The 19692-nt window shown below is 58.3% G+C and carries 19 protein-coding genes; 5 read left to right on the forward strand and 14 right to left on the reverse strand.

Translation table 11 applies throughout. From position 1 onward, the window contains the following. Window positions 1-7: 7 nt before the first annotated feature. From lspA to murJ, 4 genes are all read right to left on the reverse strand, one after another. Window positions 8-520 carry a signal peptidase II gene (lspA, locus tag K5K95_RS04410; RefSeq protein WP_090179761.1) on the reverse strand — a complete coding sequence of 171 codons (513 nt, stop codon included), beginning with the start codon at window positions 518-520 and terminating at the stop codon, window positions 8-10. Further along, window positions 513-3344 carry an isoleucine--tRNA ligase gene (gene ileS / locus K5K95_RS04415; RefSeq protein WP_222588516.1) on the reverse strand — a complete coding sequence of 944 codons (2832 nt, stop codon included), beginning with the start codon at window positions 3342-3344 and terminating at the stop codon, window positions 513-515. The genes lspA and ileS overlap by 8 nt, the downstream gene beginning before the upstream one ends. Continuing rightward, window positions 3345-4295, reverse strand: a complete 951-nt coding sequence (ribF, locus tag K5K95_RS04420; protein ID WP_222588517.1) for a bifunctional riboflavin kinase/FAD synthetase — start codon at window positions 4293-4295, stop codon at window positions 3345-3347. Window positions 4296-4424: 129 nt separating this feature from the next. Beyond that, complete coding sequence (gene murJ, locus K5K95_RS04425) at window positions 4425-5963, reverse strand: murein biosynthesis integral membrane protein MurJ (RefSeq protein ID WP_222588518.1); 1539 nt, start codon at window positions 5961-5963, stop codon at window positions 4425-4427. A 252-nt stretch (window positions 5964-6215) separates the two neighbouring features. On the opposite strand from murJ, the gene rpsT reads away from it, so the two are divergent. Beyond that, the gene (rpsT, locus tag K5K95_RS04430; RefSeq protein WP_008154937.1) at window positions 6216-6494 is read left to right on the forward strand and encodes a 30S ribosomal protein S20; all 279 of its coding nucleotides are present in this window, start codon (window positions 6216-6218) and stop codon (window positions 6492-6494) included. Window positions 6495-6679: 185 nt separating this feature from the next. Here rpsT and K5K95_RS04435 read toward each other — a convergent pair whose 3' ends face one another. From K5K95_RS04435 to rplU, 5 genes are all read right to left on the reverse strand, one after another. Further along, a complete protein-coding gene (locus K5K95_RS04435) occupies window positions 6680-7144 on the reverse strand; it encodes a CreA family protein (protein WP_090179747.1) in 465 nt (154 codons plus the stop codon). 12 nt (window positions 7145-7156) lie between these two features. Beyond that, window positions 7157-8275 carry a glutamate 5-kinase gene (gene proB, locus K5K95_RS04440; RefSeq protein WP_169374291.1) on the reverse strand — a complete coding sequence of 373 codons (1119 nt, stop codon included), beginning with the start codon at window positions 8273-8275 and terminating at the stop codon, window positions 7157-7159. 137 nt (window positions 8276-8412) lie between these two features. Beyond that, the gene (cgtA, locus tag K5K95_RS04445) at window positions 8413-9636 is read right to left on the reverse strand and encodes an Obg family GTPase CgtA (RefSeq protein ID WP_008037904.1); all 1224 of its coding nucleotides are present in this window, start codon (window positions 9634-9636) and stop codon (window positions 8413-8415) included. Window positions 9637-9829: 193 nt separating this feature from the next. Beyond that, a complete protein-coding gene (gene rpmA, locus K5K95_RS04450) occupies window positions 9830-10105 on the reverse strand; it encodes a 50S ribosomal protein L27 (protein ID WP_017340859.1) in 276 nt (91 codons plus the stop codon). Between the two features lie 34 nt (window positions 10106-10139). After that, window positions 10140-10454, reverse strand: a complete 315-nt coding sequence (gene rplU, locus K5K95_RS04455) for a 50S ribosomal protein L21 (protein ID WP_003176051.1) — start codon at window positions 10452-10454, stop codon at window positions 10140-10142. Between the two features lie 240 nt (window positions 10455-10694). Here rplU and K5K95_RS04460 point away from each other — a divergent pair, with 240 nt between their 5' ends. From K5K95_RS04460 to K5K95_RS04470, 3 genes are all read left to right on the forward strand, one after another. Next, entirely contained in the window at window positions 10695-11663 is a 969-nt protein-coding gene (locus K5K95_RS04460; protein WP_208671383.1) for a polyprenyl synthetase family protein, read from the forward strand. Between the two features lie 188 nt (window positions 11664-11851). Further along, a complete protein-coding gene (locus tag K5K95_RS04465; RefSeq protein ID WP_222588519.1) occupies window positions 11852-12193 on the forward strand; it encodes a zinc ribbon domain-containing protein YjdM in 342 nt (113 codons plus the stop codon). A 206-nt stretch (window positions 12194-12399) separates the two neighbouring features. Further along, the gene (locus tag K5K95_RS04470; RefSeq protein WP_222588520.1) at window positions 12400-12657 is read left to right on the forward strand and encodes a hypothetical protein; all 258 of its coding nucleotides are present in this window, start codon (window positions 12400-12402) and stop codon (window positions 12655-12657) included. A gap of 72 nt (window positions 12658-12729) precedes the next feature. Here K5K95_RS04470 and K5K95_RS04475 read toward each other — a convergent pair whose 3' ends face one another. From K5K95_RS04475 to K5K95_RS04485, 3 genes are all read right to left on the reverse strand, one after another. Then, complete coding sequence (locus K5K95_RS04475; RefSeq protein WP_222588521.1) at window positions 12730-13347, reverse strand: FKBP-type peptidyl-prolyl cis-trans isomerase; 618 nt, start codon at window positions 13345-13347, stop codon at window positions 12730-12732. A 120-nt stretch (window positions 13348-13467) separates the two neighbouring features. Beyond that, the gene (locus tag K5K95_RS04480; RefSeq protein WP_222588522.1) at window positions 13468-13779 is read right to left on the reverse strand and encodes a DUF6482 family protein; all 312 of its coding nucleotides are present in this window, start codon (window positions 13777-13779) and stop codon (window positions 13468-13470) included. Window positions 13780-13913: 134 nt separating this feature from the next. Next, complete coding sequence (locus tag K5K95_RS04485) at window positions 13914-14402, reverse strand: TIGR00645 family protein (RefSeq protein ID WP_149418392.1); 489 nt, start codon at window positions 14400-14402, stop codon at window positions 13914-13916. 170 nt (window positions 14403-14572) lie between these two features. Between K5K95_RS04485 and K5K95_RS04490 the strand changes: the two genes are divergently transcribed. Beyond that, window positions 14573-16402 carry a hypothetical protein gene (locus tag K5K95_RS04490; RefSeq protein WP_222588523.1) on the forward strand — a complete coding sequence of 610 codons (1830 nt, stop codon included), beginning with the start codon at window positions 14573-14575 and terminating at the stop codon, window positions 16400-16402. 5 nt (window positions 16403-16407) lie between these two features. Here K5K95_RS04490 and K5K95_RS04495 read toward each other — a convergent pair whose 3' ends face one another. Further along, window positions 16408-16749, reverse strand: coding sequence for a hypothetical protein (locus K5K95_RS04495; RefSeq protein ID WP_090179723.1), 342 nt, complete (start codon window positions 16747-16749; stop codon window positions 16408-16410). A gap of 254 nt (window positions 16750-17003) precedes the next feature. Then, on the reverse strand, window positions 17004-19442 hold the full coding sequence (locus K5K95_RS04500) for a Lon protease family protein (protein WP_222588524.1): 2439 nt from the start codon (window positions 19440-19442) through the stop codon (window positions 17004-17006). Window positions 19443-19692: the final 250 nt, after the last annotated feature.

Below are 19692 nucleotides of genomic sequence, written 5' to 3' on the forward strand. Positions count from 1 at the left end.
TACCTGTTCAGTCATGAACGGCTTCTCCGGTTTTCTTACTTTTGAACATATCCAGTGCCAGCATCACGGCACCGACAGTAATTGCACTGTCGGCAAAGTTGAACGCCGGGAAATACCAGCGGTTCTGCCAATGCACCAGAATGAAGTCGATCACATGGCCCAGGGCAATGCGGTCGTACAGATTGCCCAGCGCGCCACCGAGTACCAGGGCCAGCGCAATCGCCAGCCAGGTTTCGTTGCGCCCCAGGCGCTTGAGCCACACCACCAGCACCGCACTGACCACGACGGCAATCAGGGCGAACAACCAGCGCTGCCATCCGGAGCTGTCAGCCAGGAAGCTGAACGCCGCGCCGGTGTTGTAGGCAAGGGTCCAGCTGAACAAATCGGGGATCACCACGATTTGCTGGTACATCTCGAGCTTGCCTTCGAAGTAGAACTTGCTGGCCTGGTCGATGACCAGGACCAGCAAACTCAACCAGAGCCAGCTCAGCCGTCCGAAACGGCCAGCCGCATTAGGCATAGTGACGAACCTCGCCAGCGCCGCTGATGTTGTCGACGCAACGACCGCAGATTTCCGGATGTTCCGGGTTCACGCCGACGTCTTCACGGCAGTGCCAGCAACGGGCGCACTTGGCGTGGCTCGACTTGACCACTTGCAGTTTCAAACCGCTGACTTCAGTGACCACGGCATCGGCCGGCGCCTGCACGAACGGTGCAACAGTGGCGGTCGAGGTGATCAGCACGAAGCGCAGTTCGTTGCTCAGCTTGGCCAGGTCGGCGCTCAGCGCCTCTTCGGCGAACAGCGTCACTTCGGCTTGCAGGTTGCCACCGACGGCCTTGGCCGCGCGCTGGATTTCCATTTCCTTGTTGACCGCGACCTTGACTTCCATGATCCGCTCCCAATAGGCGCGGCCCAGTTCGACGTCTGCGGGCAGTTCGGTCAGGCCTTCGTACCAGGTGTTGAGCATCACCGATTCGTTACGCTCGCCCGGCAGGTATTCCCACAGTTCGTCGGCGGTGAACGCAAGGATCGGAGCGATCCAGCGCACCAACGCTTCAGAGATGTGGTACAGCGCGGTTTGCGCCGAACGGCGAGCCTTGCTGTTGGCGCCAGTGGTGTACTGACGGTCCTTGATGATGTCGAGGTAGAAACCACCCAGCTCCTGCACGCAGAAGTTGTGGATCTTGGAGTAGACGTTCCAGAAGCGGTACTCGCCGTAGTGCTCTTGCAACTCGCGTTGCAGCAGCAGGGTACGGTCCACGGCCCAACGGTCCAGCGCCAGCATTTCCTCGGCGGGCAGGATGTCGGTGGCCGGGTTGAAACCGGTCAGGTTCGAAAGCAGGAAGCGTGCGGTGTTACGGATCCGCCGGTAGGCGTCCGCGCTGCGCTGCAGGATTTGCTCGGAAACTGCCATTTCGCCCGAGTAATCGGTCGATGCCACCCACAGACGCATGATGTCGGCGCCCAGGGTGTCGTTGACCTTTTGCGGCGCGATCACGTTGCCCAGGGACTTGGACATTTTGCGGCCGGACTCGTCGACGGTGAAGCCGTGGGTCAGCAGCTCGCGGTACGGCGCGTGGTTATCGATGGCGCAACCGGTCAGCAGCGACGAATGGAACCAGCCGCGGTGCTGATCCGAGCCTTCCAGGTACAGGTCGGCACGTGGACCGCTCTCGTGGCCCATCGGGTGCGAACCGCGCAGGACGTGCCAATGCGTGGTGCCCGAATCGAACCAGACGTCGAGGGTGTCGCTGATCTTGTCGTATTGCGGCGCTTCATCACCGAGCAACTCGGCGGCGTCCATCTTGAACCAGGCTTCGATGCCTTCGACTTCGACGCGCTTGGCCACTTCTTCCATCAGTTCAGCGGTACGCGGGTGCAGTTCGCCGCTTTCCTTGTTCAGGAAGAACGGGATCGGCACGCCCCAGTTGCGCTGACGGGAGATGCACCAGTCGGGACGATTGGCGATCATCGAGTGCAGGCGCGCCTGGCCCCAGGCCGGAACGAACTTGGTCTCTTCGATCGCTTTGATCGCCCGCTTGCGCAGGGTGTCGCCGGTCACCGGCTCTTTGTCCATGCCGATGAACCACTGCGCGGTGGCGCGGTAGATCAGCGGAGTCTTGTGACGCCAGCAGTGCATGTAGCTGTGTTCGATGATGCTGGTGTGCAGCAACGCACCGACTTCGGTCAGTTTGTCGACGATGGCCGGGTTGGCTTTCCAGATGAACTGGCCGCCGAAGAACTCCAGCGATGGCACGTAAACGCCGTTGCTTTGCACCGGATTGATGATGTCGTCGTTGACCATGCCGTACTTCTTGCAGGTCACGAAGTCGTCCACGCCGTAGGCTGGCGAGGAGTGAACCACGCCAGTACCGGCGCCCAGTTCAACGTACTCGGCCAGGTAAACCGGCGACAGGCGATCGTAGAACGGGTGGCGGAAGTTGATCAGCTCCAGCGCTTTACCGGTGGTGGTCGCGATGACCGAGCCTTCCAGGCTGTAACGCGCCAGGCACGACTCGACCAGCTCTTCAGCCAGTATCAGCAGCTTGTCGCCGACATCGACCAGGGCGTAGTTGAATTCAGGGTGAACGTTCAGTGCCTGGTTGGCCGGAATGGTCCACGGGGTGGTGGTCCAGATCACGATCGAAGCCGGTTTGGCCAACGACGCCAGACCGAAAGCGGCAGCCAGTTCGGCTTCATCAGCAATCGGGAACGCTACGTCGATGGTCGAGGACTTTTTGTTTTCGTACTCGACTTCTGCTTCCGCCAGGGCCGAACCGCAGTCGAAGCACCAGTTCACAGGCTTGAGGCCCTTGAACACGAAACCGCCCTTGACGATTTCAGCCAGGGCACGGATTTCGCCGGCCTCGTTTTTGAAGTCCATGGTCTTGTACGGGTTGGCAAAGTCGCCCAACACGCCCAGACGGATGAATTCGGATTTCTGGCCTTCGATCTGCTCGGTGGCGTAGGCACGGCACAGTTCGCGGGTCTTGTCCGCGCCCAGGTTTTTACCGTGGGTCACTTCGACTTTGTGTTCGATCGGCAGGCCGTGGCAGTCCCAGCCCGGAACATAAGGCGCGTCGAAACCCGACAGGGTTTTCGAGCGGATGATCATGTCCTTGAGAATCTTGTTCAGCGCATGACCGATGTGAATCGTGCCGTTGGCGTACGGAGGACCGTCGTGCAGTACGAACTTCGGACGATCCTTGCCAATCTCGCGCAACTTACCGTACAGGCCAATGCTGTCCCAGCGCTGCAGAATCTGCGGTTCGCGCTGAGGCAGGCCGGCCTTCATTGGGAAGGCGGTGTCCGGAAGGTTTAGCGTGGCTTTATAGTCGGTCATTTAAGGCTCTTCATTAGCGATTGGCGCTAGGTGCGACAGGGCACGGGCGGCGGCAACATCCGCATTGATCGCCGTCTTAAGCGCCTCCAGAGAGGCGAAACGCTGCTCTTCACGCAGCTTGTGGTGGAAAACCACCGTCAAACGCCGGTCATACAGATCGCCGGCAAAATCTAAAAGATGCACTTCAAGGTGGGCTTTGCCATCACCTTGAACAGTTGGCCGCACGCCAATATTGGCAACGCCTGGCCAGGTCTTGCCGTCGATGTCGACATTGACCAGGTAAACCCCGGTCAACGGCACGCGACGACGCTTGAGTTGAATGTTGGCAGTCGGCGTACCCAACTGACGCGCCAGCTTCTGGCCATGCAACACGCGCCCGGCAATCCGGAACGGACGCCCGAGCAGCCGCTCGGCCAAGGCAAAATCGGCAGCGGCCAGGGCATTGCGGACCTGGGTGCTGCTGACGCGAATACCGTCCAGCTCGACTGTTTGCGCCGCTTCGACGGTAAAGCCCTGAAGAACACCGGCGTGCTGCAGGAAATCGAAATCCCCGACCCGATCACAACCGAACCGGAAGTCGTCACCGACCTCCAGGTGCTGCACGCCCAGGCCGTCGACCAGAATCGTATCGACGAATTCATTGGCGCTGAGCTTGCTCAGGCGCTGATTGAAGGCCAGGCACAGGACGCGGTCGACGCCTTCCTCGGCCAGCAGCTGCAGTTTGTCCCGCAGCCGGGCCAGACGGGCCGGAGCCGTGTCCGGGGCAAAGAATTCCCGTGGCTGCGGCTCGAAAATCACCACGCAGCTGGGCACGCCCAACTCGATGGCGCGTTCACGCAGGCGCGCCAGGATAGCCTGGTGGCCACGGTGAACACCGTCAAAGTTGCCAATAGTGGCGACACAGCCCCGATGCTGGGGGCGCAGATTGTGGAGGCCTCGAACCAGCTGCATAACGCGCTTCTTGCTCATAAAGTGGTCGATTATAACCACACCCGGCGGCCGACGACAGGCAACACCGTAACCCAAAGTAATCGAGCCGACAAAACTGCCGGTTCGCCCATGTCTATCGAGGCAAAAGCCTCAGCTCAGCGCCTTGCGATTGAAGTCGCGCAAACGGAAGCCCATCAACAGCAACATGCTAAAATAACTGACGACACCGGCCGCGACCAATGCGCCCAGGCGCAGGAACCGCTGCAGCATCTGCCCCTGATCCCAGGCGGGCATAAAGTGCATCCCGACCAGTAGCACCGCGGACATGACTAATACGGCAATCACCAGTTTAAGACCAAACTTCGCCCAGCCCGGTTGCGGCTGATACATCTGCTGCTTACGCAATTGATAGAACAATAGCCCGGCATTGATGCAGGCACCGGCGCTGATCGCCAGGGCCAGACCGGCGTGAGCCAGCGGGCCGATCAGCACCAGGTTGAACAACTGGGTAACGACCAGGGTGAAAATCGCGATTTTTACCGGAGTCCGGATGTTTTGTTGCGCATAAAAGCCCGGCGCCAACACTTTGATCACAATAATCCCGAGCAGACCGACAGAATAGGCAATCAACGCCCGCTGGGTCATGGACGCGTCAAATGCACTGAACTGGCCGTACTGGAACAACGAAACCGTCAGCGGCTCGGCCAGAATCCCCAGCGCCAGCGAACATGGCAACACCAGCACGAAGCACAGGCGCAGACCCCAATCGAGAATGCGTGAGTACTCATGGCGATCCTTGCTGGCGTAGGTCTTGGCCAGGGTCGGCAGCAGAATCGTTCCGAGCGCGACCCCCAGTACACCGGAGGGCAATTCCATCAAACGGTCGGCGTAATACATCCACGACACGGAGCCGGCCACCAGGAACGAGGCGAAAATCGTGTTGATGATCAGCGAAATCTGGCTCACGGAGACGCCGAGAATCGCCGGCAACATCTGCTTCATGACGCGCCAGACACCAGTATCACGCAGGTTCAGGCGCGGAAGCACGAGCATGCCGATCTTTTTCAGGTGTGGCAGCTGATAGAGCAATTGCGCCAGCCCACCCACCAGCACCGCCCAGCCCAGCGCCATCACCGGCGGATTGAAATACGGCGTCAGGAACACCGAAAAGACAATCATGCTGACGTTGAGCAAAGTCGGCACGAAGGCCGGCACGGAAAAGCGGTTGTAGGTATTGAGGATCGCGCCCGCCAATGAGGACAGGGAAATCAGCAATATATAAGGGAAGGTCACCCGCAACAGGCTGGAGGTCAGCTCGAATTTTTCCGGGGTATCGGTGAAACCCGGCGCCGTGACCCAGATAACCCACGGCGCGGCGAGCATGCCCAGCGCGGTGACCAGGGCCAGCACCAAAGTCAGCAGGCCGCTGACGTAAGCAATGAAGGTTCGCGTCGCCTCTTCGCCCTTCTGGCTTTTGTATTCGGCAAGAATCGGCACAAACGCCTGGGAAAATGCCCCTTCGGCAAAGATTCGCCGCAGCAAATTGGGCAGTTTGAAGGCGATGAAGAAGGCGTCAGTCGCCATTCCGGCGCCAAATGTGCGCGCGATGAGAGTGTCACGAACGAACCCCAGAACCCGGGAAAGCATCGTGATAGAGCTGACGGCGGCCAACGATTTGAGCAGATTCATTGAAAGAGTTTGTGCCTGTCGATAAACAGCAGGCGAACAAAGCGCCTACTTATGCGATACTCCGCGCCGCAGCAGCACAGAGCCAAAGCTCGCGAGTTTACAGGTCAAGCGCCGGAAATAAATATCCCGCCTCTTTATACCTACCACTTAGCGGAACGTCTCAACCGCCCTTGACAAGACATCAACTCATCGGCATGATTCGCGGCCTATTTTGTTTGCTATTTCCTAAAAAGTCTTTCGAGGAGCTCGACGGTGGCCAACACACCTTCCGCCAAAAAACGTGCAAAACAGGCTGAGAAGCGTCGCAGCCACAACGCCAGCCTGCGTTCCATGGTTCGTACCTACATCAAGAATGTAGTTAAAGCCATCGACGCAAAAGACGCTGAAAAAGCTCAAGCAGCTTACGTTCTGGCTGTGCCAGTTATCGACCGTATGGCCGATAAAGGCATCATCCACAAGAACAAGGCAGCTCGTCATAAGAGCCGCCTGAACGGTCACGTCAAGGCTCTGAACCTTGCTGTTGCCGCATAAGCGATAAGCTTGTTAAAAAACCGACCTCAGGGTCGGTTTTTTATTGCCTGCGATTTAGCAAAAGCACCACAAAAAAATGTGGGAGTGAACTTGCTCGCGATGACGGCATAACAGTCGACATGGATGTTGAATGTTAAGCAGCCATCGCGAGCAAGCTCGCTCCCACAATTTGGATCTTCGCCTGATTACTGAGCGTGTGTCCACGGCAGGATCGGGATGGCCGTCACCGCATTCTGCGGGCTGCCTTCGATCAGGCGATCGCTATAAACCAGGTACACCAGCGTATTGCGCTTCTTGTCGAGGAACCGCACCACCTGCATGGTCTTGAACACCAGTGATGTGCGCTCCTTGAACACTTCATCCCCGTCCTTGAGCTCGCCCTTGAAGCTGATCGGACCGACCTGACGACACGCGATAGACGCCTCTGCACGATCTTCCGCCAACCCCAGACCACCCTTCACGCCGCCCGTCTTGGCTCGCGACAGGTAGCAGGTCACACCCTCTACCTTGGGGTCATCAAAGGCCTCGACGACGATACGGTCGTTCGGGCCGACGAATTTGAACACCGTCGACACCTGGCCAATTTCCTCGGCCGAGGCCAGCAGCGGCATCGCCAACAGCAGACCCAATAATCCTTTTGCCATGCGCATTCAGGTATTCCTTCAGACCAGAATCAGGTTATCGCGGTGAACCAGCTCCGGTTCAGCCATGTAACCCAACAGACCGACAATCGCCTCAGACGACTGACCGATGATTTTTTGTGCTTCAAGCGCACTGTAGTTGGCCAGGCCGCGAGCAATCTCACGACCATCGGGAGCCACGCAAACGACCATTTCGCCACGCCGAAAACTGCCCTGGACCAGCTTGACGCCTACCGGCAGCAGACTTTTGTTGCCCTTGGACAACGCCGTCACCGCACCCGCATCCAGCACCAGGGTGCCACGAGTCTGTAGATGCCCTGCCAGCCATTGCTTGCGTGCCGCCAGCATGCCGCGCTCCGGCGACAACAAGGTGCCAATGCGCTCGCCCGCCTTCAGGCGATCCAGCACGCGATCAATGCGCCCACCCACAATGATGGTATGCGCACCGGAACGCGCCGCCAGACGCGCAGCACGCAATTTGGTCTGCATGCCGCCACGACCCAATGCACCACCGGTGCCGCCCGCGACAGCATCCAGCGCCGGATCATCGGCGCGCGCTTCGTAAATCAGGTTTGCGTCGGGGTTGTTGCGAGGGTCAGCGTCGAACATGCCATCGCGATCGGTGAGAATGACCAGCAGATCAGCCTCAACCAGGTTCGCCACCAGCGCCGCCAAGGTGTCGTTGTCGCCGAAACGGATCTCGTCGGTGACCACAGTGTCGTTTTCGTTGATGACCGGGATCACTTTCAGCTCGACCAACGCTCGCAGCGTACTGCGCGCATTCAGGTAGCGCTTGCGGTCGGACAAGTCATCGTGCGTCAGGAGAATCTGCGCGGTGTGCCGGCCATGCTCGGCGAAGCTCGACTCCCAGGCCTGCACCAACCCCATCTGACCGATGGCAGCAGCGGCCTGCAGCTCGTGCATCGCACTGGGTCGTACCGTCCAGCCCAAGCGGCTCATCCCCGCCGCCACGGCCCCGGAGGACACCAGCACCAGCTCGACACCAGCTTCATGCAGAGCCACCATCTGCTCGACCCAGACACCCATTGCCGCGCGATCCAGGCCCTTGCCGTCCGCCGTCAGCAAAGCGCTGCCGATTTTCACGACCCAACGCTGCGCACCTGTCACCTTGCTCCGCATCATCTTCAACCTTAGCTTGAGGACAGCGCGACGTAGCACTGCCCGTAACGTTATTCGTGGTTATTTGTGACCAACAATCGATTTCCAGATACTAAAACGCCGCTCTAGTAAGCGGCGTTTAAGTTTATCGCAACGAATCAGTCACGCACGTAAATGATTTCCGGACCGTCTTCATCATCCACATCTTCTTCGTCCCAATCATCGTCGCCGATGTCGTGGACCGACTTCACGCCGCTGCGACGCAGGGCACGCTGGTCATCCAGCGCCTGCAGCTGAGCACGGGCTTCGTCTTCGATGCGCTGATCGAGCTCGGCCAGCTCTTCCTTGTAGGCCGGGTCGTTAGCCAGACGATCGGCACGGTCTTCCATGTAACGCATGATGTCGTGACACAGACGCTCGGTACCAAGCTTGGAGATGGCCGAAATCACGTAAACAGGACCGGTCCATTCCAGACGATCGACGATTTCCTTGACGCGAGCGTCGTGCTCTTCTTCAAGGATCTGATCGCATTTGTTCAGCACCAGCCAGCGATCACGCTCCGCCAGGGACGGGCTGAACTTGGTCAGCTCACTGACGATCACTTCAGCAGCGTCCGGAGCACTGGTGTCATCCAGCGGCGCCATGTCCACGAGGTGCAGCAGCAAACGGGTACGCGACAAGTGCTTGAGGAAACGAATCCCCAGGCCTGCGCCGTCGGAAGCCCCTTCGATCAGCCCCGGAATGTCCGCGACCACGAAGCTTTTCCAGCGATCGACACTGACCACACCCAGGTTTGGCACCAGCGTGGTGAACGGGTAGTCGGCGACTTTCGGCTTGGCGGCCGATACCGAACGAATGAAGGTACTTTTGCCAGCATTGGGCAAGCCCAACAGACCAACGTCAGCCAACACTTTCATTTCCAGCTTGAGATCACGCGCCTCACCCGGCTTGCCCGGAGTGGTCTGACGCGGAGCCCGGTTGGTACTGGATTTGAAACGCGTGTTGCCCAGGCCGTGCCAGCCACCGTGAGCTACCAACAATTTCTGGCCGGCCTTGGTCAGGTCGCCAATGACTTCCTGGGTGGCAGCATCGATAACCGTGGTGCCGACCGGCACGCGCAGCACCAACTCCTCACCTTTCTTGCCGGTGCAGTCAGTGCTGCCGCCGTTGGAACCGCGCTCGGCATCGAAGTGCCGGGTGTAACGGTAGTCCACCAGGGTGTTGAGGTTTTCGTCGGCGATCATGTAGACCGAGCCGCCATCACCACCATCACCGCCGTTCGGGCCGCCGTTTTCGATAAACTTTTCGCGACGGAAGCTCATGCAACCGTTGCCGCCGTCACCGGCCTTTACTCGAATCGATACTTCATCAACAAACTTCATAACAAAACGCCTCTCGCCATACGGACGAGCCGAAAAAATCTAGACATAAGACTCTTGCAAAAATGAGCGCAGCGACCTCAATCAACGACCGCAAATCCAGCGCTGGAGCCCATTACAAACAGCTTTGCAAGAGACTCACCCCACAAACGAAAAAGCCCCGTCGCAAGACAGGGCTTTTCCAGCAACCACGTAATTATGCCGCGACGACTTCAGTCTTCGGGACAATGCTTACGTAACGACGACCGAAGGCGCCTTTTACTTCGAACTTGATCACGCCGTCGATTTTAGCGAACAGAGTGTGATCTTTACCCATGCCAACACCGTAACCGGCGTGGAATTGGGTGCCGCGCTGACGCACGATGATGTTGCCCGGAATAATAACCTGGCCGCCATACATCTTCACGCCAAGGCGTTTGGCTTCTGAGTCGCGACCGTTACGGGTACTACCACCAGCTTTTTTGTGTGCCATGAGTCAATTCTCCTAGTGAGGAATTAGGCTGAAATTAAGCCTGAATACCGGTGATTTTGATCTCGGTGTACCACTGGCGGTGGCCCATACGCTTCATGTGGTGCTTACGACGACGGAACTTGATGATGCGGACTTTATCGTGACGACCTTGGGAGATCACTTCAGCCACAACGGTAGCGCCGGCAACAACTGGAGCGCCGATGTTCACGTCATCGCCATTGGCGACCAACAGAACGCGATCAAAAGTAACGGATTCGCCGGTAGCGATTTCCAGTTTTTCGATCTTCAGGTATTCACCTGGGGCGACCTTGTATTGCTTGCCACCAGTAACAATTACTGCGTACGACATGGTATTTCTCCGATAATCCTGCTCACCCAGCTCTTTATAAGAAGAGGTATTGGCTGGCATGGCTGCATAAGGCTGGAAGGCCTGTTTGCAATTGCGTAAGGCAGGTGCTGCCCAGGAAGTTCAGGGTGCGCGATTGTACGCAAGCTGCCAAGACGATGCAAGAGGCCGTCCATCGCGCCTTGACACCCGCCGACGTGGGTCCTAGCATGCCGCGCAACCCTTCTGGAGCGACTGTCGCTGATGCAACCCCAAGCTTTCTACCGCGCGGTGGCGGACGATTTTAGCGCCGTCGACGGCATCATCAAGAAGCAGCTGACTTCACGCGTGCCGCTGGTATCGAAAATCGGCGATTACATTACCTCGGCCGGCGGTAAACGCCTGCGCCCATTATTAGTGTTGTTGTGTGGCAAGGCCCTGGGTCGCGAAGGCGATGACTTGCGCCTGCTGGCCGCGACCATCGAATTTCTGCACACCGCCACGCTGCTGCATGACGACGTGGTCGACATGTCGGGCATGCGCCGTGGCCGTTCGACCGCCAACGCCATGTGGGGCAACGCTCCCAGCGTACTGGTCGGCGACTTCCTGTACTCGCGCTCCTTCGAAATGATGGTCGAGCTGGGCTCCATGCCAGTGATGAAGATTCTTTCGCAAGCCACGCGCATCATCGCTGAAGGCGAAGTGTTGCAGCTGTCGAAGGTTCGTGACGCCAGCACCACGGAAGAAACCTACATGGAAGTCATCCGCGGCAAGACCGCGATGCTCTTCGAGGCGTCGACCCACAGCGCCGCAGCCCTGTGCGAAGCCACGGCGGAACAGGCCGAAGCCCTGCGTACGTTCGGCGATCATCTGGGCGTGGCTTTCCAACTGGTCGACGACTTGCTGGACTACAAAGGCGACGCAGAAACCCTGGGCAAGAACGTCGGTGACGATCTGGCCGAAGGGAAACCGACTTTACCGCTGATCTACACCATGCGCGAAGGCACGCCGGAGCAGGCTGCACTGGTGCGCAAGGCGATCCAGAAAGGCGGGATCGAAGACCTGGAAAGCATCCGCGAGGCCGTTGAAGCTTCCGGCTCGCTGGAATACACCGCAACACTGGCCCGTGATTACGTGGCCCGTGCGATCAAGTGCCTCGACGCCCTGCCTGCCAGCGAATACCGCGATGCGCTGGTTGAGTTGAGTGAGTTTGCGGTCGCCCGTACGCACTAACTGCACCGCAATACCCTGTGGGAGCGAGCCTGCTCGCGATTGCAATCCGCCAGTCGACATGTTTGCCGGCGGACACACCGCAATCGCGAGCAGGCTCGCTCCCACAGGTTTATCAGGGCCCAGCCCGCTCCTGCCTAAAACCCTATATAATGTGCGACTTTTAGCGATCCTCAATCCAAGGAGCTTTAGTGAGCACGTTGCCACCCTGCCCGAAATGCAATTCCGAATACACCTATGAAGACGGTGCGCAGTTGATCTGCCCGGAGTGCGCCCACGAATGGTCCGCCAACGGAGAAGCCGAAGCGGCGTCCGATGACTCGGTTAAAAAAGATTCGGTCGGTAATGTTCTGCAAGACGGCGATACCATCACCGTGATCAAGGACCTCAAGGTCAAGGGCACATCGCTGGTGGTCAAGGTCGGCACCAAGGTCAAGAACATCCGCCTGTGCGACGGCGATCACGACATCGACTGCAAGATCGACGGCATTGGCCCGATGAAGCTCAAATCCGAGTTCGTCAGAAAAGTCTGATATTGCTGTCTTCCATCCCGCGCCCTGCGTGGGATGGCGCTTCACCCTCCCCCGCCTCGCCCAGCCATTCCTCGCAGTAGCCAAACGCCAGCTGCTTTGACCTTACGCAATCTTCATCCGTAAAAAATCACAAATCGCCAATAGCCCCTTGCTATTCGACTAATAAGAATTATTCTCATTGAAACCCATTAAAGGAGATGAGACCCATGACTTATTTGATCGATGCCTGGCTGGACCGCCCACACCCTTACCTCAGGATCCTGCATCGGGAAACCGGAGAAGTCTGTGCGGTGCTTGAAGAGGAAGCCTTGAACGAATTGCAGGACCAGGGAGACCTGGACGTCAACAGCTTGAGCTCCAGCGAGCCGGTGGTGCTCAAGGAACTGGTGCGTAATCTGTTTTTGTTCTGCTATGCCCGGGCGTTGCGTCCGGCCAGCGATGTGAACCATAAGATCGAACTATGAGAAGCCGTAAAACACTGTGGGAGCGACAGTGTGTCGCTCCCACATCAGCCCGACGTTAGATCGGGCCAGGTCTTACAGAACGTCGAGCAGCTCGACGTCGAATACCAGAACGCTGTGCGGTGGAATGCCGCCAACGCCTTGAGCGCCGTAAGCCAGTTCGCTCGGCACGTACAGACGCCATTTGCTACCGGCGTTCATCAGTTGCAGGGCTTCGGTCCAGCCAGGGATCACGCCGCCAACCGGGAATTCCGCTGGCTGACCACGATCGTAGGAGCTGTCAAACACAGTGCCGTCGATCAGGGTGCCGTGGTAATGGGTGCGCACTTGATCTTCACGGGTTGGCTTGGCGCCTTCACCTTGAGTCAGCACTTCAAATTGCAGGCCGGAAGCCAGGGTGGTGATGCCTTCGCGCTTGGCATTTTCAGCCAGGAACGCCAGACCTTCGCCGGCAGCTGCTTCAGCTTTTGCCGCTGCTTCTGCCTGCATGATTTCGCGGATCACCTTAAAGCTTGCAGACATTTCTTCCTGGCCCACACGGCTAGGCTTGCCGGCGAATGCGTCAGTCAGGCCAGCCAGGATCGCGTCCAGGTTAACGCCCGGTGGCGGGTTGTCGCGCAGTTGATCGCCCAGCTGACGGCCAATACCGTAGCTGACGCGGGTTTCGTCGGTGGACAGATTTACTTCGGACATGACACTGCTCCGCTGTGCGGACGGCCCGGAACTTGCCGTGCTTGCACAGCGCATCCCGGAGCGCCCGGAATCAAAAGGGCCAGCAGACTAGCACAGATGTCGCGGTGCTGATGAGCGCAGTCAGTGTGCCCAGAACGAACGGAAGGCGATCGGGACCTTCAGACTTTCTTCGGAAGCTGCACTCAATCCGCACATTTCGTCATGAACAGAGGTGTGCACAAGATTGAATGGCAAGGCCGGGAAGGACTTGATCAAACTACGTGCATGCTCAACCGAGCGTAAATTAAACATACGCCCGCGAGTATCGCTCAATGGATACGCCGCACCGTGCATCCGGGCCTCCAGCAGATAGATCCCGCCCTCCATGGAAATCAGGTTCAGCTCATCGATTTTTCCGGCGATGGCATACGCACGCAACTCTTCAACATTCATGGAGGCACCTCACGCAGTGGCGAGTCAATATCAATACATGGATAGGCCTCGGCACCTCAAAGCACAAGTCAAAAACGGCACCGCCCGTCTGTTTCGCAACAGACGGGCGGCTTGAGCCTGCAAAAAGACAGCAATCAGTGCTTGGTCAGCTTGTCCAGATACCCCATGGCAAACGCCGATACCACAAACGTCATGTGGATGATCACATACCACTTCAAATGCTCGGGATCGACGTTCTTGGCGTCCATGAAAATCCGCAGCAAGTGGATGGAGGAAATCGCCACGATGGAAGCCGCCACTTTCATCTTCAACGAAGACGAATCCATGGTGCCCAACCAGTTGAGCTTTTCCTTGTCGTCGTCGATGTCCAGTTGGGAGACGAAGTTCTCGTAACCGGAAATCATCACCATCACCAGCAGACCGCCCACCAGAGCCATGTCGATCAACGACAGCAGCACCAGGATCAGATCCGACTCGGCCATCGAGAACACATTGGGGATGACGTGGAAGACTTCCTGGAAGAATTTCAGCGCCAGTGCCAGCAGCCCCAGGGACAGACCGAAGTAGATCGGCGCCAGCAGCCAGCGGGATGCGTACATCGCATTTTCGATAAAGCGTTCCATTGAATCTCGCACGTAGGGTTGAAAATGGCCGCGAGTATACCAGCCGCCTGTCTGTCCCCAGAAGCAACCGGAAACCGTTGGGAAATCCTTTACCTGCGCGTGTGTTACAAAGTTTTTCTGCTAGTGTCCAGACTATCGAAAGCTTAGCGACATCGGACAGGAAACTGGAAATGGATGTGCGATTGCCTCTAAAGAGTGCCGGCATTTGCCTGGCTTTGCTGTTGAGTGCCTGCTCGCCAAGTGACGAGAAACGCCAGGTCAGCCTCGAGGAAAAGACCGCGCAGTTCGAAAAGTCTCTGGATGCCATTCAGGATCCCAAGCTCAAGGATGCCGTGGCCGAACTGGGCGGCTCACTGTTGCTGCTCGAACGTGCGCAGCTGAAACTCGACAGCAAGCCGGTCGAAACCGAGTACGGCGAAGACGTCCTCGCCGCGCTCAAGCATTACCCCACGCCACAGGCACTGGTCGATACCTACATCAACGGTCTGTTCGTGCTGCACAAGGATTCCAGCTCCGATTACCTGACCGACTTGCAACCGGTGTTCCCCTTCAATTTCAGCATCCCGGCATCATTCCTCTTTCCCCATGGCTTGGAATGGCAATCGGTGACCCTGAGCAACAAGCGCGTCATCGCGTTTCAGCCGGAATGGTCGGAAACCGATCCTGGCATTCAGCTGAGCCCTTCGAGTTCCAACCTGAACAACCCCGATGATTTGACGGTGACCTATCCATTCATCGAAGGCCTGGACGTGGACATCAAGCACCAGCCTCAACCGGTAAGCCTGCAGGGCAAGGTGGAAGTGATTGCGCCACGCCGCCTCTACACTTTTGAACTGACGAAAAAAGACGTGGGCCAGACCCGCACCGATGACAATCTCAGCGTCACCTTGCTGCGCCTTGCCAACAACTACGCTGAAATCGAATTCAACAACAGCGCACCACCGGCCGCCGAAGTCGGCGATACGCCATTGAACCCTTTGATCGTCCAGGCCAGGGACACCACCGGGCAATTCCTGTCGCGCTCGGGTTCAATCAATGAAACCGCCGCGCAAATTGCCTTCTATCAAAAACAGCTGGCGAAGATGCAAGAACAAAAGGCCTGGAGCGAGGCGTTCGAAAAGCAGATCGATGAAGAACAGCGCAACTTCGAGAAGCAGCAGAGTCATCATTACACCAAGGTGTATTTCAACGGCTCGATCGACACCCTCGACGTCAGCGTATTGGACTTTTCAGCCGTCACGGTGACACGCAAAGACCTCAACCTGCCGGTGCGCCGCTTCGATTCACACACCACGGCAAAAACCATCCAGCCACTGAGCCTGCCCGTCGTGGTATATGACGATCAGGCCCCGCGCTGGCTCAAGGGCGCGACACTCGGCGAGGAACAATTGAAGAAGAGCGTCACCGTCACCCAATCGGTGGACGACCCGAGTGCCGCACGCATTGAATTCGATCACCCCCGAAGCTTCAACGATGAACTGCTCGGCACCTCGTTCAGTCCCGGCGATAGCCCGGTCACTTTTTTTACGGCAGACAGAAATGGCAAACGCGATGGCCCCATCGAACTGCCATCGGAGGCTTACCAGGTCGACCCGCTTCACGGCACCATCTCCTATGACCTGAACCTGTTTCCGGAGACGCCGGCCTATGCAGTGGGCTCGATGCCGCTGTTCTTGGCGATAGTCGACAAACAGACGCTCAACGCCCACCCGTTGCCCAAAGGCCTGGAACTCAAAGGCAATGCGTTGGTGGTTGATCTGAAGCTGTTTCCAGCTCAGGACTGGCGTTTTTTTGCCCAGGACGACACTGGAAACTACCTCAAAGAGATTCTTTCGGTGACCCACGACGCGAGCACGGAAGGCCCGGCGTTATTTGCCGTGCATTACTTCTACGGCCAGCCAACACGTCTGGAAACTTACCAGCGAACCGACCTCACCACCGTGCAATACGGCTTCGAAGTCAAACTGGCCCAAGCGGACTTGACGCACCTTGAGCAATAGCCGGCTCAGTGATCGGGTCGGAACTCGAAGCCACCGAGATTGCGGCACCGGCCACCGTTGATTTCCCGAAGCTGGGCTTGCAGGTGCAGGCACCAGATCTGCGGGTCATCGGCCAGCTCGTAGCCATGCAAGGTCAAGCTCTCAACAATCGTGTCGAGAATTGATTCAGCCACGAAAGGGCCGTGGAACGGGCCCTGTGCCTTGATGGCTGAAGGTTGTTCGCCGGCCATTCCGGCGGCAAAGAGCAAGGTCCACATGCCCGTATCCCCCGCCAATGGGCGGATGGCACATTCGATACGGGTCACAAGGCCCAAACATTGACGGGTAAGGCAGAGGTTGCGCGACATGGCGGCGACCCTCGATAGATCCGGTATTCAGCCCCCACGGGAAGGCTGTCTCGATCCAGTGATTACTGTCGATATCCTTGAGCTGAGAATAGAAGAAAAGTCTGACCAGTACGTCAAGCGAAACCAGAAGGCGCCGAATGGTCATTGCGTGAATATTGGCGCCAGAGTGATGGCACTTTTTCGGTGTTTACCCAATACAAATGTGGGAGCGAGCAGGCTCGCTCCCACAGTGGATCGTTGTGATCTCGGATGGGTCAGGCCGGCTTGGCTTCGACCAACGCCTCCAGCGCCGCCTCTTTCTCGGCTTCCTTGAGGTCGTCTTCGCTGATCATTTCGGCGATCACCCGCAAGCGCTCCACCACCCGCGCATTCACGCTGCCCTCGGGAAACGCGCCATTCTCGTCCGGCGCACCGGCCGGCTCGCCCACCAGCAGGCTCAGCGCCTCATCGGCCTGGCGCACCGCATAGACGTGGAATAGGCCCGCACGCACCGCCGACAACACCTTCTCATCGAGCATCAACGTGGCAACGTTGGCGTGTGGAATGATCGCCCCCTGCTCACCGGTCAAACCGCGGGCTTCGCAGAGCCGGAAGAAGCCTTCGATTTTCTCGTTGACCCCGCCCACGGCCTGCACTTCACCAAACTGGTTGATTGAGCCCGTGATTGCAAAGCATTGCTTGAGCGGTGTTTTCGACAAGGCCGAGATCAGCGTGCATGCCTCGCCCAGCGACGCACTGTCGCCGTCGACGTAACCGTAGGACTGCTCCAGCGCGATACTCGCCGAGATCGCCAGCGGGAATTCCTGGGCGTAACGGCTGCCCAGATACCCGGTGAGGATCATCACCCCTTTGGAGTGAATCGGCTGGCCAAGGTTGACCTCGCGCTCGATGTCGACAATGCCGCTGCCACCCGGATACACCGTGGCGGAAATCCGCGCCGGCACGCCGAAGGCCGAGTCGCCGACTTCCAGCACCGTCAGACCATTGCATTTGCCAACCGCCGCGCCATCGGTATCGATCAGGATGATCCCGGCGAGCATGTCATCGAGAATCCGTGCCGAGACGCGCCCGGTACGGGTCGCCTTGGCCTTCAGAGCTCGTTCGATGTGCCCTGCATCGGTCATTTCATCGCTCGCCAGGTTGCGAATGAAATCCGCCTCGCTGACCAGCTGGAACAGATCACCGATGCGCGCCGACAAGCGTCCCTGATGCTCGGCCAGGCGCGCACTGTAGGTCGCCAGGCGCGCCACCGCGTCGGCGGTCAGCGGTGCCATGCCTTCTTCCGAAGTACGGGTCTTGAGCAACTGGGCGAACTGCTCCAGGCTTTCGTCGACCATCGGGATGTCTTCATCGAAGTCCACCAGGACGCGGAACATTTCCTGGAAGTCCGGATCGAGGTCTTGCAGCGTGTAATACAGCTGCCGCGCGCCAATAATGACGACCTTGACCTGCAATGGGATGTTTTGTGGGGTCAGCGTCACGGTGGCCAGACGGCCCAGCTCACCGAGCGGCGACTCCATTTTCAGTTTGCGCGATTGCAGGGCGCGTTTCAGCGCGTCCCACACGAACGGCTCGCTGAGCATTTTTTCCGCTTCAAGGATCAGGAATCCGCCGTTGGCGCGGTGCAATGCACCCGGGCGCAGCTGCCGATAGGTCGTGTACATCGCCCCTTGGTCGGTGCTGTATTCGATGCGGCCAAACAGGTTTTCGTAAGTCGGGTGCGGCTCGAACACCACCGGCGCACCGCCACTGGCGGAATGACCGACCACCAGGCTCGGCGCGTATTGTTCTTCCAGCATCTTGCGGGCTACCGCATCGACTTTACTGTCGTCGACCAATTGCTCGACCACGGTCTTGAGCAGGTAAACCTGCACCGCTTGCAGATAACCGCACACCGCAGCGTTTTCGGCGTACTTCTCCGAGAGCGGGGACAACAGCGGCTGCAAGGCCAGGGTGATGGTTTCTTCGTTGAGGTGGCGCAGTTGATTGCTCGACTCGCGCTTCCATTGCGGCAGGCTCGCGAGTTCTTCGTTGAGGCGTTCTTCCAGCCACGAGATATCGTCGTGGAAACGGTCGCGATCGGCTTCCGGCAACTGCGAAAATTCGGCCTCGTCCAGCGCCTTTCCCTCGGCCATCGGAGTGAACGCGATGTTGCTGGCATCGCGATACAGCGCGACCTCTTTTTCCAGCGCCAGGCGCTCGATCACATCCAGAGCCTTGTCGTAGCGCTGGTTGAAGGCACGGTCGATGGCACTTTTTTTCTGCTGGTAGGACGGGTGTTCGAAGACCGCCGGAAAGGTTGCCAGCAGGTTGTCGATCAGGCCGTTGATGTCTGCAATGAAGGCACCGGCCGTGCCAGAGGGCAGCTCCAGCGCGCGAGGCTCGCGAGGCTCGTCGAAATTGTTGACGTAGACCCAGTCCGCCGGGGTCTGCAGGCGTTTGCCTTCGGCTTTCAGGTAGCGTTTGACGAACGAAAACCGGCCGGTGCCGGGCTCACCCATGACGAATACGTTGTAACCGGGGCGTGGCATGGCCACGCCAAACTGCAAGGCTTCGACCGCACGTTCCTGGCCAAGCACACCGCGGAAGGGCTCCAGATCATTGGTGGTAGAGAAGCTGAACTGTTCAGCGGAAAACGGACGGGTCAGCGCTTCAGGCGCTAGACGCAAGCTGGCAGCAACAGGATCAGGCATCGGGCTTCCTTACATCAGGCGGGGCAGATAGCGGCATTCTGGCGCTGCCCCTACCTCACTTGCAAGGCGCGCCTCTTGCCAAAGCATAGACAAGCCGTCATCCCCGGGTGCGGCGGGGCCAAATCAATGTTTAGTGCGAATGTTTCGTAAAAAAAGACGGAACCCTTGGAACGTGCCTAAACTCCAAACTGCGCGGCTGGAACTAATAACCGGCCCACTGGCGCCAGATCGGGCCAGACCCCTTGTCTAT

Origin of the sequence: Pseudomonas sp. DR48, from assembly GCF_019823085.1 — a bacterium.
GTDB lineage: Bacteria > Pseudomonadota > Gammaproteobacteria > Pseudomonadales > Pseudomonadaceae > Aquipseudomonas.